At 69.3% G+C, this 13,028-nt stretch carries 18 protein-coding genes; 8 read left to right on the forward strand and 10 right to left on the reverse strand.

The features are described 5' to 3' along the window. Nucleotides 1-232 precede the first annotated feature (232 nt). Nucleotides 233-679, forward strand: coding sequence for a TIGR00725 family protein (locus BM310_RS18625; RefSeq protein ID WP_089810636.1), 447 nt, complete (start codon nucleotides 233-235; stop codon nucleotides 677-679). 132 nt (nucleotides 680-811) lie between these two features. Here BM310_RS18625 and BM310_RS21080 read toward each other — a convergent pair whose 3' ends face one another. Together BM310_RS21080 and dph2 are read right to left on the reverse strand one after the other, a co-directional pair. Beyond that, nucleotides 812-1,396 carry a hypothetical protein gene (locus tag BM310_RS21080; protein WP_143105190.1) on the reverse strand — a complete coding sequence of 195 codons (585 nt, stop codon included), beginning with the start codon at nucleotides 1,394-1,396 and terminating at the stop codon, nucleotides 812-814. 51 nt (nucleotides 1,397-1,447) lie between these two features. Beyond that, nucleotides 1,448-2,482, reverse strand: coding sequence for a diphthamide biosynthesis enzyme Dph2 (gene dph2 / locus BM310_RS18635; protein WP_089810641.1), 1,035 nt, complete (start codon nucleotides 2,480-2,482; stop codon nucleotides 1,448-1,450). Nucleotides 2,483-2,609: 127 nt separating this feature from the next. Here dph2 and BM310_RS18640 point away from each other — a divergent pair, with 127 nt between their 5' ends. Then, nucleotides 2,610-2,840 (forward strand): hypothetical protein, encoded by a 231-nt coding sequence (locus BM310_RS18640; RefSeq protein ID WP_089810642.1) that lies wholly within the window; start codon nucleotides 2,610-2,612, stop codon nucleotides 2,838-2,840. Between the two features lie 49 nt (nucleotides 2,841-2,889). On the opposite strand, the gene BM310_RS18645 is transcribed toward BM310_RS18640, so the two are convergent. The 3 genes from BM310_RS18645 to BM310_RS18655 all read right to left on the reverse strand — a co-directional run bounded on the left by BM310_RS18645 (nucleotide 2,890) and on the right by BM310_RS18655 (nucleotide 6,625). After that, nucleotides 2,890-4,422: a hypothetical protein gene (locus BM310_RS18645; protein WP_089810644.1), complete on the reverse strand. Its 1,533-nt coding sequence runs from the start codon at nucleotides 4,420-4,422 to the stop codon at nucleotides 2,890-2,892. 194 nt (nucleotides 4,423-4,616) lie between these two features. Next, nucleotides 4,617-5,861, reverse strand: a complete 1,245-nt coding sequence (locus BM310_RS18650; RefSeq protein WP_089810645.1) for a DCC1-like thiol-disulfide oxidoreductase family protein — start codon at nucleotides 5,859-5,861, stop codon at nucleotides 4,617-4,619. Then, nucleotides 5,861-6,625 (reverse strand): hypothetical protein, encoded by a 765-nt coding sequence (locus BM310_RS18655; protein WP_143105191.1) that lies wholly within the window; start codon nucleotides 6,623-6,625, stop codon nucleotides 5,861-5,863. Before BM310_RS18655 ends, BM310_RS18650 begins: the two co-directional genes overlap by 1 nt. A 306-nt stretch (nucleotides 6,626-6,931) precedes the next feature. Here BM310_RS18655 and BM310_RS18660 point away from each other — a divergent pair, with 306 nt between their 5' ends. From BM310_RS18660 to BM310_RS18670, 3 genes are read left to right on the forward strand one after another with little or no spacing between them, the layout of a single operon-like run. Further along, entirely contained in the window at nucleotides 6,932-7,306 is a 375-nt protein-coding gene (locus BM310_RS18660; RefSeq protein WP_089810649.1) for a YlbF family regulator, read from the forward strand. 57 nt (nucleotides 7,307-7,363) lie between these two features. Further along, nucleotides 7,364-7,987: a MinD/ParA family ATP-binding protein gene (locus BM310_RS18665; protein WP_089810652.1), complete on the forward strand. Its 624-nt coding sequence runs from the start codon at nucleotides 7,364-7,366 to the stop codon at nucleotides 7,985-7,987. 24 nt (nucleotides 7,988-8,011) lie between these two features. Beyond that, entirely contained in the window at nucleotides 8,012-8,635 is a 624-nt protein-coding gene (locus tag BM310_RS18670) for an RAD55 family ATPase (protein ID WP_089810654.1), read from the forward strand. 15 nt (nucleotides 8,636-8,650) lie between these two features. Here BM310_RS18670 and BM310_RS18675 read toward each other — a convergent pair whose 3' ends face one another. After that, complete coding sequence (locus tag BM310_RS18675; RefSeq protein WP_089810657.1) at nucleotides 8,651-8,920, reverse strand: hypothetical protein; 270 nt, start codon at nucleotides 8,918-8,920, stop codon at nucleotides 8,651-8,653. 58 nt (nucleotides 8,921-8,978) lie between these two features. Then, the gene (locus tag BM310_RS18680) at nucleotides 8,979-9,968 is read right to left on the reverse strand and encodes an FKBP-type peptidyl-prolyl cis-trans isomerase (protein ID WP_089810659.1); all 990 of its coding nucleotides are present in this window, start codon (nucleotides 9,966-9,968) and stop codon (nucleotides 8,979-8,981) included. Between the two features lie 178 nt (nucleotides 9,969-10,146). Here BM310_RS18680 and BM310_RS18685 point away from each other — a divergent pair, with 178 nt between their 5' ends. Genes BM310_RS18685 through BM310_RS18695 form a run of 3 tightly spaced genes read left to right on the forward strand, consistent with a single transcriptional unit; the run spans nucleotide 10,147 to nucleotide 12,297 of the window. Then, complete coding sequence (locus BM310_RS18685; RefSeq protein WP_394328074.1) at nucleotides 10,147-10,596, forward strand: hypothetical protein; 450 nt, start codon at nucleotides 10,147-10,149, stop codon at nucleotides 10,594-10,596. Nucleotides 10,597-10,611: 15 nt separating this feature from the next. Beyond that, nucleotides 10,612-11,997 (forward strand): hypothetical protein, encoded by a 1,386-nt coding sequence (locus BM310_RS18690; RefSeq protein ID WP_089810663.1) that lies wholly within the window; start codon nucleotides 10,612-10,614, stop codon nucleotides 11,995-11,997. A gap of 9 nt (nucleotides 11,998-12,006) precedes the next feature. Further along, nucleotides 12,007-12,297 (forward strand): DUF7410 domain-containing protein, encoded by a 291-nt coding sequence (locus tag BM310_RS18695; protein ID WP_089810665.1) that lies wholly within the window; start codon nucleotides 12,007-12,009, stop codon nucleotides 12,295-12,297. A gap of 8 nt (nucleotides 12,298-12,305) precedes the next feature. On the opposite strand, the gene BM310_RS18700 is transcribed toward BM310_RS18695, so the two are convergent. From BM310_RS18700 to BM310_RS18710, 3 genes are read right to left on the reverse strand one after another with little or no spacing between them, the layout of a single operon-like run. Beyond that, entirely contained in the window at nucleotides 12,306-12,506 is a 201-nt protein-coding gene (locus tag BM310_RS18700; RefSeq protein ID WP_089810668.1) for a hypothetical protein, read from the reverse strand. A 36-nt stretch (nucleotides 12,507-12,542) separates the two neighbouring features. Further along, nucleotides 12,543-12,770: a hypothetical protein gene (locus tag BM310_RS18705; RefSeq protein WP_089810670.1), complete on the reverse strand. Its 228-nt coding sequence runs from the start codon at nucleotides 12,768-12,770 to the stop codon at nucleotides 12,543-12,545. Next, nucleotides 12,767-13,024 (reverse strand): cytochrome C oxidase subunit IV family protein, encoded by a 258-nt coding sequence (locus tag BM310_RS18710; RefSeq protein WP_089810672.1) that lies wholly within the window; start codon nucleotides 13,022-13,024, stop codon nucleotides 12,767-12,769. Before BM310_RS18710 ends, BM310_RS18705 begins: the two co-directional genes overlap by 4 nt. Nucleotides 13,025-13,028: the final 4 nt, after the last annotated feature.

Genomic DNA, 13,028 nt, shown 5'->3' on the forward strand with positions numbered 1-13,028 from the left:
AGACCGCCGACTTCTCGGAGATGGACGCGACGATGCGCTTACTCGGGTCGTGGGACCCCGAACCCCCGGCCTCCGACCTCGACTGAGCGCGTTCGGTCGGCGACGCCCGCCCCCGCTCTCGAACCGCCCCCTCACAGACGCCGCACTCGCGGCACGTGCCGACGAACTCGGCCGTCGGTTTTTCGACTCGGTCGAACGAAACACGTACCAGCGACGCCGCCGACCGACAGCCATGCGAATCAGTATCATCGGCGGCGGCACCGTCACGGACGATGCCCGGGAGACGGCGGCCCAGACGGGTCGCGTCGTGGCCCGGCGAGGACACACCGTCGTCTGCGGCGGCCTCGGCGGCGTCATGGAGGCGGCTTGTCGCGGCGCGAAGGCGGCCGGCGGCGACACCATCGGCATCCTCCCGACGGACCGCCGCGCCGACGCCAACGACTACGTCGACACCCCCATCGCGACGGGCCTCGGCCACGGCCGAAACGCGCTGGTCGTCATGAACGGCGACGCCGCGGTGGCCATCGACGGCGCCGGCGGCACCCTCTCGGAAATCGGGTTCTCGCTCGTCTTCGACCGACCCGTCGCGGGATTGGGGACCCACGAGGTGCGCGGCGTCGAGGCGTGCGAGACGCCCGCTGAAGCCGTCGAGTACGTCGAGAGCGCGGTCGACGGCTGAGCGAACGCGGTCCGGGAGCGAGCGTCTTCGGTTCTGGCCGCTGACACCACGAACGACAGAACCGAGACCCGAACCGAACGAAACGGTGACGGAGACGACAGAAACGTCGCGAGAACTAGCGCGCCGCGGGCGTCAGCCTCGGCGTCGCTCCCAGACGCGCGCCGCGATGGCGCCCATGCCGAACGTCCCGAGGACGAAGTTCGTGAGGTCGCTGACGACGGGAATCGCCGTCAGCAGGGCGACGACCACGGCGCCGACGGCGACGCTGGTCCACAGCGACGACCCCTCGGACCACCCGGTGGCGACGGCACCGACGGTCACCGTCGCGAGGACGTTCGCGACGAGGCCGACGATGGCGAGGAGGAACGCGCCGGGGACGAGGACGACGAGGCCAATGATGGTGATGGCGAGCAGAACCGCCACGACGAGAGTCGCTATCAGCGTCGCGATGCCGAAGACGAACGACTCGACCGGTTCCGAGCGGATGCGCCGGACGATGGCTTCGGAGTAGTCCGGGGCGACGCCGACGACGATGGCTCCGAGGACGAGGTTGACGGCCAGTCCGGCGACGAAGGCGAGGACGGGGCCGAAGACGGGTCGGCGCGGCGTGTCGGGAATCGACTGGGCGGCCGCCGGGTCGGCGACGAGGCAGCCGAGTCCGACCGCGAGAGCGGCCGTGAGCGTCACTATCGAGCGTCTGTGTGTACTGGAGGGCACAGACGGAGAGACCGCAGAGGGAGATAAAGAGCTTGTGGAGCTCTCAGCGAGCTACCAGGTGCCGTGGAACGTGTCGAACTCCAGCGCGTCGAGGGGTTCGTCGCCGACGGCGATGCGGTACTCCTGCGGCGTCAGCATCGGCTTGTGGAAGCGCGGACCGTCGTCGGTGGTGATGCGCGGACAGCCGGTGTTGACGAACGCGTCCATGTCGAAGTTGCGGAGGCGGTCCGGCGTCACCTCGTCCATCGTGATGAGGTAGGCGTCGTCGTTGTCCGCGATTATCTGCTCGGCTATCTCCATGCGGCCCTGACCGATCTTCGTGCAGAAGATGACGCCCCACTTCTCGGCGTCCATCGCCTTGTGGACGGAGGCGTAGCGCTGCTTCATGAACTTCTCCGTGTCGGCGATGGTGACGACGTTGTTCACGGGGTCGGCGATGACCACCTTCTTGTCGGGGTGTTCCATCGCCAGTCCGAGCGGGTGGAACTTCCCGCCGCCGACGTACAGCACCTGGTCGGCGTCGATGTCGGCGGAGGCGTAGTTGCAGCCGAGCACCTGCCCCTCGTGGGAGAGTCGGTCGTCGCCGCGGCGCGTGTGCACGTCGTAGCCGCGCTCTTCGAGCCAGTCGCACATGTCCTCGAAGCGGTTCATGTGCTGGGCCGTCGTCACCAGTCCCACCTCGTCGCCCTCCAGTTCCGCCAGCGACTCCTCGAGGATGGGGAACGGGTCGACGTTCGAGAACAGCGGGACGTAGATTATCTTGTCGGACTCCTTCATCGGCGAGTGCCCGAAGTGGACGAACACGTCCGTCCGGCGCATCAGATAGGTGTCGAGGTCGCAGGCGCCGTAACAGGGCTGGCCCGACAGCATGAACGTCACGTCGTCGTCGCACAGGGCGCGCAGGTCGTCTGCGACCGCCGGGCCGCGGCGCTTCAGTCCCTCGGGGAACTGCAGGCCGACGCGACTCGCGTCGCGCTCTTCGACTTCCTCGACGATTCGCTCGAGTTCGTAGTCCCACTCGCGGTCGTGCCGCAACGACATCCCGGTGTTTCTGAGGTCCCCCTCCGACGTCGCGTCTTGACTCATTGCACCTCTCTTGCGAGTCGGGAGGGATAACGTCGGCGGTTCCACCCCTCCGCGGCCCGTTCGGAGACGTGTGCGGCGGGCGCAGGACTCGCGACAGTTTATATCGTGGTAGGAAGTACCATAGTGTATGTCGTCAGAAGAACACGAACACGAGGGGGAGCACGAACACGAGGACGAGGAAGCGCTCACCGAGTGTCCCGAGTGCGGGGCGGAGATAACGGGCGAGGAGAGCCTCGAATCGAAGACGGTGCCCGAACTGCGCGTCGACTCCGGGTCGGTGTACGCCAAGGGCAAGAACGACCTCTGGCTGTGTAAGGGCTGCCGCGCGACGCTCGGCGTCAAGTTGCGGGAGCGCTAACCCGAACCGCCGCCCGCCGACGGCGAACGGCGTCTCGACGCGGACGTGGTCAGTCCGGCGCGGACGTCGTCGCGTTCGCAGTCGTCCGGCTCTCGGTCGCCGGCTCCGTCGCGGTTCCGTTCCCGCCGGTTGCCGCGTTTTCCGTCGTCTCGTTCTCCACCGTCGCGTTCTCCGTCGTCTCGTTCTCCACCGTCGCGTTTTCGGCCGCCCCGTCAGCGGTCGTCGAACCGGACACGGGCACGCCCGCCGCCGCGTCGGGGGCCGTCGCGTTCACCGCGCGGTCGTACCACCGAGGGCGCGAGACGGTCACCGCGTCCATCGACGCGTACTCCATCCGGTAAGACACCTCTCGCGTCTCGTCGCCGACGGTCCGGTCGTAGGAGACGATGAGCACCGACACGAAGCCGTCGGACCCGACGGACGCCTCGGCCCGGTAGTCGCTCACGTTCGCCGCGCGCGGAATCGACTCCGGCGTGCCGGTGGCGACGACGCGGAACGGGTAGCGAGTGTCGTCCACGCGCGTGACGCGGGTCCGGGAGGCGTTCAGGTATCGCTCGACGGCCGACGACGCCCGTTGCTCGAACAGGCCGTGACCGTTCTCGTCTATCCGGACGGGGTACCGGTAGAACGACTCGTTCCGCCCGTCGACCCGGACGAATATCTGCTCGCCGTCGGCATAGGCGGTGTACTGGACCAGTTCGTCGCCGTCGTCGTCGGTGTCGGTCGCGGGCGTCTCACCGGACCTCGACTCCGCCGCCCGGTCGCGGGCGTAGCCGGTGACCGTGTAGCGGAAGTGCCGGGGGTCCTCCACCTCCGCCTGTTGCCAGACGCCGCGCCAGACGCGCCCGCTCCAGTCTTCGGTTCCCGACTGCCTGAGGACGATGCGGTACGAGCGCCCGGCGACGGCGTCGGCGTGCGCGTCGGCCAGCGTCTCGGCGTCCGTCACGCCCGTCGCGCCGATTCCCGGCGGGAACAGCGTCGTCTCCGCGCCGTCGTCGGTGGGGACGGACGCGCCGACGACGACGGGGCCGGACTCGGCCTGCGCGGCGTCGTTCGCCGCCGGCGAGACGCCCGGCCCGAACGGCCCGAGAAGCGCCGCGACGACGAGTGCGACGATGACGACGGCGGCGACGCTGGCCGCCGACACGTCGCCGACCCCGGCGAGGGTGCCGTCGTCGTCGTTCCCGGGGACCGGCCCGGCGACGACCGGCGACGCGTCGAAGTGCGTCGCGAACAGTCGCTCGGCGTCCCGCCGGTCGATACCGTAGAGCGCCAGGTTCCTGAGGTCCGCGGGACCGACGAGCGTCAGGCCCTCGCGGGCGGCCAGTCGGTCGATGCGCGGCGTCGGACGCGCCGCGACGACAGCGTCCGCGTCGGCGGGGACGCGCGGGTTCCTGAGTCGCCACGCGCTTGCGACGGGTGCCAGCACGCGCCCCTCGTCGGCGAGGACGACGGCGCCGTCGTCGCGGACGGTCACCGCTCGGCCCCGACTGGCGTACAGGTCCGCGACGAACGCCGTGAACGCGTCTTCGCCGAGGCGGCGGAGCCACCCCTCGAACGTCCGCACCGGGACGGCTGGCATGTGCTCACGTAGCACGCCGAGCGCAACGACTCTTTCCCCTCTCGACGGGCGCGCGTCGCCGCCGACCGGGACCGGGCGGGTGTCGCGTCCCGGGGACGGTCTGTCAGTCGTCCCGGGGACGGTCTGTCAGTCGTCCCGGGGACGGTCTGTCAGTCCACCCCGAACGGTCGGTCAATCCATCTGCGTACGGCCGGTCAGTCCAGATGCGCCGGGCGGCAGGCGAAGTGACGGCTGCGATTGTCCGCGACGTACCGGTACACGCGGCGGCCGACCGACTGGACGGGTCCGCGAGACATCACCCACGCCAGCGGGTGGAACAGGCGGTTCTGTCCGAGCAGTTCCCGGAAGGCGTCGTAGCCCTCGTAGGTGTCGACCCCGTCGAACACGAACATCGCGCGCTCGAAGTCGACGCCCGGTCGGGACGCGTACTCGTCGGGCGCGTCGTACTGCGTGTAGAAGGTGACCGAGTCCGTCACGTCCAGCAGTTTGACGGGGTACAGCGACCGCGCGCAGAACAGGCAGTGCTCGTCGAAGACGAGGTCGAGGTCCCGGTCGACCGCGAGTCGGGCGTAGGCGCGGTCGAAGGCGGCGAACAGCGCCAGGAAGAACAGGTTGTCGACGAAGAAGATTCCCAGCAACACCACGTTCGACAGGGTGAAGGCGACGAGACCGAGGACGAACGGCGTGACGGAGAGGCCGGCGAGGACCGCGGCGAGGAACCCGAGTTCGAGGACGAGCGTCCCCACCCCACCCAAGACGCCCAGAAGGGGGTACTCGACGACGGCCAACTGGACGTCGTGCCAGGGGTAGACGTAAGACCGGACGAGGACGAGTCGTGCCAGGTTGTCGGGGGCGACGAAGCCGAGTCCGCCGCCGTCGACGACCTTGCTCACGCCGGTGCTGAAGAACAGCAGCGCGAGCGTCAGCAGCGCGTACTTCAGCGCCGGCATCCGGTACCGGCGGTCGTCCTCGGACTGCAGGAGGTCGACGAGCGAGTCGAGCGAGCGGGTCCGAACCGCTCGAAGCCCGTCCACCGAGAGCGCGTCGTCGTCGGGGTACAGGGCGAAGAACAGCAGGAGCACCGAGCCGATGAACAGGCTGTCGACCTCGCCGGTGTTGACGAGCGTCGAGCGGACGGTGGCGAGGTGGGCGAGCAGGAACGAACTCGCCACGCCGGTGACGCGAAGCCGGTAGCCGACGACCACGAGCAGCACCAGTCCGACGAGGAGCCACTTCTCGACGGTGAGCAGCCAGGGCATCCCGGTCGGAATCGCCCACTCGTACCGCGGGTTCGCCATCGCGCGGAACGGCACGTCCAGCACGCCGGCCCAGTCGTACCAGACCGTCTTCCAGACGAGCCAGCAGCCCAGCAGCAACCGACCCGCGGCGAGGTTGAGCGGCGAGGAGCGGCCGTCGTCGTCGAAGTAGTTGACGAACATCAGACGCTCACCCCCGACGGGGCGAGACTGCTCCGGTTCCCCGACCCGGTTCGGTTCATCGAGCGCGTGGGAGCCGAGCGGTTCGACGGCGGCGCCGGTGCGGCCTCACCGGAGGGGAACGACTCGAACACCAGCGTCTCGTCGTAACGGACCACTTCGGTCCCGTCCGGCGAGGTGACGAACGTCATCTCGTACATCCGCACCCCCACGAACCGGTCGTAGCCCTCGAGTAACGACGGCGTCCACACGCTCGTCAGCCCGTGGTGGGGGAATCGCAACGCGTCCGTCTGCCCGCTGACCACCTCGGCCCGGTACGCCCGCGCCTGCTGGAGGAGGTGCCGCGCCGCGGCCTCGTCGCCCGTGTCGCTGTCGTCGCTCCGTATCTGCCGAATCATCGGCCCGGTCGACACCGCGTCGAACTCGAGCGTCATGCGGTCGTCCATCTTCACCTCGTTGCCGGACGCGTCGACGATGCGTATCTCCGTGTACGTCTCCACCTCGGAGGTCGGTTCCGAGAAGTGACCCCACGAGACGAACGGGAGCGGCGCCATCGGGACGACGAAGTTGACCACCACAAGCCCGGCGAAGAAGCACCCGACAAACGCCTGCCGCGAGCGCCACCTGTCGCCGAGGGCGACGGCGGCGGCCGCGGCGATGAAGAAGCCGAAGAAGACGCCGGGCAGGATGTACGACGCGTACGGGCGGAGGAGGACGACCAGTTCGGACGGGGAGACCCACAGCGGGGTCGGCGTCGGACTCGTCACGGGCACCCCCCCGTCGCGGTGCTCGCCGCGATGTTCGGTCGTCGGTGCCGTTCGTCGCCCCGGTCTGTCGTGTCGCCGCTCCCACGCCCAGTCATGCTCGTTGAGACGGAATCACACTCTCCCTACATTGGTACTGTCCGTATAACTGACCTATAATCGGACGATACAGTCACTGGCGTCTCCCGCACCGCCCCGCTCCGTCACGCCGGCGCGTCCGACCCGGGCGGCGGTACGCGCGGCGGCGCGACCGACGCGCGACCGTTCCGCCTCCGGCAAGTTCAAACGAATCGGCTCCTAACACCGTCTATGAGCATCCAGACGGACCGACTCGACGAACTCGGGCAGGAACTCGGCGAGGCCATCGCGGCGACGCCCGAGTACGAGGCGTTCGAGGAGGCGAAGGCGGCCGTCGAGAACGACGAGGAGATACAGGCGGAGATTCGGAAGTTCCAGCGTCTCCGCGAGGAGTTCATGATGTCGCGCCAGACGGGGGAGGCGACGCAGGAAGCCCTCCAGAAGGTCCAGTCCGCACAGCAGGACCTGCACTCGAAGCCGGTGATGGCGGAGTATCTCGAGGCGCAGGCGGACCTGCAGGAACGACTCGAAGCCGTCAACGAGGCCATCTCCGAACCGCTCGCCGTCGACTTCGGCGGCGAGGCCGGCGGTTGCTGTCAGGACTGAACCGGGCGCGCTCGACGCGGCCACGACTTTTTGTACGGTGAGGGGACCAGACGCCCCATGCTCGCGATAGCCGGCGGCAAGGGCGGGTGCGGGAAGACGACGACGACGCTCGGACTCGCCGCCGCCCTCGACGGTGCCACCGCCGTCGTCGACGCCGACACGGACATGCCGAACCTCCACGCCCTCGCGGGCGTTCCGCGCGACGCCCCGTCGGACCGTCGCGGACACCCCCACCCCGACGACGAGAGCGTGACCGTCTACCCGGCCCCGCCGACCGGGGACGAGGGACGCGAGGCGCGTTCGCGAGACGCCGAGGCGCGCCTGCGACGCCTCCGGGACGTGCCGACGGAGGCGACGTTGCTCGACTGCCCCGCCGGTGCGGGCCCGGACGCCGCCGCCCCCCTCCGCGAGGCGGACGCCGCACTCGTGGTGACGCCGCCGTGCGCGCCCGCCCTGCGCGACACGGTGAAGACCGTCGCGATGGCCGACGCCCTCGGCACGCGCGTCGTCGGCGCCGTCCTCGTCCGGTCGCGCGTCGTCCCCTCGGGCGTCGAATCGCTGCTCGGCTGTTCGGTCCTCGGTACCGTCCCGCCCGCGGATCCGCCCGTCCTCGATGCCGACGCCGTGCGTCGCGCCTACCGGAACGTGGCAGAAAAGTTACAGGCTAGCAAAGAGCTATGAACCCTGACAGTCATACTCTCTGTCGTGTCGGACAGACTCTCGACTGGCATCACGGTTCTCGACCGAGAACTGGGCGGCGGCCTCCCGGCGGGGAGCATCGTCTACCTCGACGCGGACCCCGCGAGCCAGTCGGAACTGTTCCTCTACGAACTCACCGCCGTCCGCGGGACGCTGTACCTCACGACGCTCCGGTCCGACCAGGCGGTGCGGGACGCCATCGACCGGACGCTGGGACGGGCGGGGTCGCCAACCGTGCGCAGCGTGGGCGGCGAAGCGCCCCTGGACGTGGCGAATCGACTCGTCCACGACCTGCCGGAACGGGCGAACCTCGTCGTCGACGTCGTCGACGTGCTGGAGGCGTCCGACGCCGTCCGGTATCGCGCGTTCCTGAACGACCTGCAGACGCACATGGTCAACACGGGGGGACTCGCCATCCTCCACGGCATGAAGGGCGAGGACCCCTCCAACCGGAAGTACACCAAACACATGGCGGACGTGGTGTTCGACCTCCGGACCGCCGTCGACGGCGCGGAGATAGAGAACCGCCTCGCCGTCCCGAAGTTCCGCGGCGGCCGCGCCCCCGAGGAGACTATCAAACTCCGCCTCGCGGACGAAGTCGCCGTCGACACCAGCAGGGACATCGCCTGACCCGCCGGCCGCCGCCTACACCGCGTAGTAGAGTATCGTTCCGAGCGTCACCGCGAGCGTCAGCGCCGACCAGTTCCGCACGGTGTCGAACGCCCCGAGGTCGAGGCGGCGCGTGAACACGGCGGCGAAGTACGGGACGAGAGGAAGCAGGCGGACGACGTACGGCGCGTCGCGGGCGAGGACGAACCGGAGGACGAGCGTCAACCCGACCGTACACGCCGCGGCGACGGCGGCCACCTTCAGGTCGTCGGGCACTGCGAGCGTCGCGGCCGAGTCGTCGGACATCGCTGTCGAGTCAGTCGTCGCGACCGGCAAAAGAATGCGTGGATTCGCCCGCGGGGAGTTACTCTTCGTCGCCTTCGAGTTCTTCGACGAGTTCGTCGGCGTCGACGTCGACGTCCTCGATGGCTTCCTCGATGTCCTCGGCGTCGGCGCCGCCCGCGCCGCCCATGCCGCCCATCATACCGCCCATGCCGCCCATCATGCCGCCCATGCCCTCGATGGTCTCCTGGACGATGACGCGGTCGAGGTCCAGACGGTCCATGAGGTCCTGCGCAATCTGCTGCTTCGAGAACATCCACTGCTGGTTCATCGTCATCTGCTGGGTGGCCTCGATGTACAGCGTCTCCTTCTCGACGGTGACCGTCTCCGTTTCGGGTTCGGAGTCGTCGTCCTCGTCGTCGGATTCGACGACCTGCTCTTCTTCGACCTCGTCCGTCTGGATCCAGACCTCGGGTACCTGCTGGAGGTACATCCCGAGCAGACCGCCGGCCTGCTCCTCGCGGTCCTCGACGAGTTCGAGAATCTCGTACTCGTACTCGAGGTCCTCGCCAGCGAGGGGATGGTTGAAGTTGACGCGGGCGCGGCCGCCGATGATGGTCTCGACGCGGCCCTGGTCGCCGTCGACCTGCACCTGCGCGCCGGGGTAGCGGTCGTCCTCGTCGATCTTGTTCGCGCTGACCGTGCGAACCTCGTCGTCGTCGAACTCGCCGAACGCCTCGGCGGCGGGGATGTCGACCGTGCCCGTGTCGCCGACTTCGGCGCCGATCAGTTCGTCGTCCACCGACTCGAAGATGTGGCCCGCACCGACGATGATGGTTCGCGGTTCGAACTCGTACTCGTCGGTGTCTATCTCGGCCTCTTCGGCCACCGCTTCGTCGGTCGTGTCGACGACGGTGTCGTCTTCGACCGTCCGGACCGTGTAGGCGAGTCGGACGAAGTCGCCGTCCTGAATTCCGCCCTCGGTCTCCTCCTCGGCGACCTCTTCTTCGACGTCCTCCGTTGCATCGGCGTCTGCCTGCTCTTCGGCTTCCGCCTGCTGTTCGTCACTCATACGCGGTACATCTCTCGTGCGACCCTTAAGAATCACGTTTCGCCGATTGCCGATCCGGCCGAGTTCTGGCGGGTCGAACGCCCGTTTCCGAGCCGCTACCGCCCGCCCACCGCGTTCGAGTCCCGGTGTGCGACGAGCGAACGGTTTATGATGGATACCGAACAATCGTTCGTGATAGGTGAGTGTTGACATGGCGCAAGAATCGCTGGTGGTCAGCTTCGCACTCGGGGTCGCGCTGATAGCCGCCGTCGTCGCCCTCACGGGCCGGGGGTGGCGGCAGTACTCCGTCGCCGGCGGGTCGACGACGGGCGGGGGTCGGTCGGTGGTGAGTCGCGGCGCGGACAGTCCGATGGTGTGGACCGTCGCGTTCCTCGTCGCCGCCCTCGCGTTCGGCGGCGCGACCGTCCTGTTCGTCGGCGGCGCGGAGGTGTCGGGGATGGCCGGCCTCGGCGGCGGCTTCCTCCTCGCGGCGACGATACTCGTGTTCTCGTCCTACGTCTTCTACGGGACGTTCGTCTCCGCGCGGAACCGCGGACTGAAGAACGCGCAGGCCGCCCTCCTCGGCGCGTGGGCCATCGGGTCGCTGTTCGTCCTCGCCGTCGCCCTCAAACTGTTCGGAGCGTTCTGACGCGCCGGCACGCCGATGTCTCGCCCCCTCGTTCGCGCGCTCCGCCTCTGCGCCGTCGTCCTCGGAGCGGCGACGCTCTCCCGCCCGGTGGTGGCGCACGCCGGGTCCCTCGCCGGGTCGCTTCGCACGGTGCCGGCGCCGTTCTGGTTGGTCCTCCTCTCCGGCGGCGGCGTCGTCGGCGTCTCCTTTCTGTTCTCCAGTTTCGTCACCGACACCGAGACGCTCGACGCCGTCGCGGCGCGTCGCCTGCGACTCGGACTCACCGCCGTCGCCGACCGATTCCGCCCGGTCGTTCGCTGGGCGGGCGTCGCCGTCCTCGCGGGCGTCGTCTGGGCCGGTCTGACGGGGCCTCGAATCCCACTCGCGAACCTCGCCGTCCTCACCGTCTGGGTGGGGTGGTGGGCGGGGTTCACGATGTCCACCTACCTCGTGGTGAACCTCTGGCCCGTCGTGAACCCCTGGCGCACGCTGGCGCGCGGCGTCCGTCGCGTCGTCGGCACCGAACCGCGCTCTCTGCCCGAACGCGCGGGGGCGTGGCCGGCCGTCGTCGGACTCGTCGTCCTCGTCTGGGTGGAAGTCGTCAGCCCCGTCGCCTCTGACCCGCGCGCCCTCGCCGTCGCCGTCCTCGGGTACACCGCCGTCACCGTCACCGGCGCCGTCCGGTACGGACCGTCGTGGTTCGAGCGCGTCGACCCCGTCGCGCGCGTCTTCCGTCTGTACGGCCTCCTCGCGCCGATTCAGCGGACGGACGCGGGGCTGACCCTCCGCGTGCCGGGGTCGGCGCTCGTGCGCTATCCCGACTCGATGGACGGCGACGACGTGGCGTTCGTCGTCGCCCTCCTGTGGGTGACGACGTACGACGGCGTCGTCGCCACCGTCGCGTGGCAGGCGACGCAGGCGCGCGTCGCCGCCGTCGGCGTCCCGGCGTGGCTCTACAGCCTCGTCTTCGCGTTCGTCGGCTTCGCCTGCTTCCTCGCCGTCTACCGCCTCGCGGCGCGTCTCGCCCGAGCGACGGCGGACACGTACGTCACCGCCCGGTTCGTCGCCGGGTGGTTCGCCCCCGCCCTCCTGCCCATCGCCGCCGGCTACCACCTCGCGCACTTCCTCGGCTACTTCCTCGGCCTCTCGCCGGCACTCGTCGCCGCCGCGTCCTCGCCGCTGTCGCCGCCGGCGGCCGTCCCCGTCCTCGCGCTCCCCGCGTGGTTCGGCGGCGTCCAACTCGCCCTCGTGGTCGGCGGGCACCTCGTCGCCGTCTGGGTGGCGCACGCGCGGTCGTTCGACGCGTTCCCCGGCCGACTCCAACCGCTCCGGAGCCAGTACCCGTTCGTCGCCGTCACCGTCGCCTACACCGTGACCAGCCTCTGGGTCGTCGCCCAACCCGTCGCGCAGTCGCTGACCTGAACGAGAACCATGAACCAGACACAGATACAGCCCGAAACCGCCCTCGAACCGGACGAGACGCCCGTCTCGACCTGTCCGTACTGCGAGCGACCGTTCCGAACCGACCGGCTCCGCGTCCTCCACGTCGGCGAGGCGCACGCCGACGAGTGGACGCCCGCGGACCGGGCCGCCTACGAGGCGGCGCGCGAGGAGGAGGAGGACGACCTGTTCCTCTACCACCTGAAGGTGGTCGCGGCGCTCGGAAGCGTCTACGCCGCGTTCGTCATCCTCGGCATCGTCGGCTTCAGCATCGCCGGCTGATGCCCGCCTCAGTGACCAGTCTCGCCGTCTTCGGGATCCGGCAGGCGCGCGACGTGCGCGGTGAGGATACCGACGCCGGCGAGGGCGACGACGCCGCCCACCGGAACGGCCGTCTCCGTGAACCCGGCGTACTCGCCGTAGAGGAGGACCACGAGTCCGGCGCAGGTGAGGGCCATCGACGTGCCGACCGCGAGTGACTCTCCGTCCATGTCTGTGTGGTGTGTTACCTCGTAACTACAAAAGCGCTACTCCGGCTCCCCGCCCGTGGCGGCGACGGCGACGAGGGCGAAGACGGCGACGGCGACGGCGAGTCCGGGTCCGAAGACGAGAGGCGTCGAGAGCGGTCCGCCCACCACCTTCAGCATCATCACAGTGATACCGACGGCCATCGGCACCGAGAACAGGAGGGCGTAGCCGAGGGCCGTCCGGTCGAATCGGCTCCGTCGCGTCCGGGCGTTCGCGGTCATGGTCACAGGATGGAGTACGACGCCGCGAACGTGAGCGCCAACGCCGCCGCGAGGCCGATACCGACGAGGTACGTGAGAGAGCGCGGTTCCCACCGCAGGTGCTGGAAGTAGGCGGCGACGAGCACCGCCTTCATCGCCGACAGCACCATGATGAGACCGAACGCCGTCCAGTACGCGAACCCGGCGAACTCGACCAGCACCTGAATCGTCGCCGAGACGAACAACACCACGTAGATTGCCGTGTACAGTTTCGTGTTCATGTCT

Source organism: Halogeometricum rufum (assembly GCF_900112175.1).
GTDB lineage: Archaea > Halobacteriota > Halobacteria > Halobacteriales > Haloferacaceae > Halogeometricum > Halogeometricum rufum.

Bases quoted from the DNA above. Each gene is read 5' to 3' on its own strand.
- BM310_RS18625 (WP_089810636.1), top strand. From the start codon at position 233: ATGCGAATCAGTATCATCGGCGGCGGCACCGTCACGGACGATGCCCGG.
- dph2 (WP_089810641.1), bottom strand. From the start codon at position 2,482: ATGAGTCAAGACGCGACGTCGGAGGGGGACCTCAGAAACACCGGGATG.
- BM310_RS18640 (WP_089810642.1), top strand. From the start codon at position 2,610: ATGTCGTCAGAAGAACACGAACACGAGGGGGAGCACGAACACGAGGAC.
- BM310_RS18645 (WP_089810644.1), bottom strand. From the start codon at position 4,422: ATGCCAGCCGTCCCGGTGCGGACGTTCGAGGGGTGGCTCCGCCGCCTC.
- BM310_RS18650 (WP_089810645.1), bottom strand. From the start codon at position 5,861: ATGTTCGTCAACTACTTCGACGACGACGGCCGCTCCTCGCCGCTCAAC.
- BM310_RS18660 (WP_089810649.1), top strand. From the start codon at position 6,932: ATGAGCATCCAGACGGACCGACTCGACGAACTCGGGCAGGAACTCGGC.
- BM310_RS18665 (WP_089810652.1), top strand. From the start codon at position 7,364: ATGCTCGCGATAGCCGGCGGCAAGGGCGGGTGCGGGAAGACGACGACG.
- BM310_RS18675 (WP_089810657.1), bottom strand. From the start codon at position 8,920: ATGTCCGACGACTCGGCCGCGACGCTCGCAGTGCCCGACGACCTGAAG.
- BM310_RS18680 (WP_089810659.1), bottom strand. From the start codon at position 9,968: ATGAGTGACGAACAGCAGGCGGAAGCCGAAGAGCAGGCAGACGCCGAT.
- BM310_RS18690 (WP_089810663.1), top strand. From the start codon at position 10,612: ATGTCTCGCCCCCTCGTTCGCGCGCTCCGCCTCTGCGCCGTCGTCCTC.
- BM310_RS18695 (WP_089810665.1), top strand. From the start codon at position 12,007: ATGAACCAGACACAGATACAGCCCGAAACCGCCCTCGAACCGGACGAG.
- BM310_RS18700 (WP_089810668.1), bottom strand. From the start codon at position 12,506: ATGGACGGAGAGTCACTCGCGGTCGGCACGTCGATGGCCCTCACCTGC.
- BM310_RS18710 (WP_089810672.1), bottom strand. From the start codon at position 13,024: ATGAACACGAAACTGTACACGGCAATCTACGTGGTGTTGTTCGTCTCG.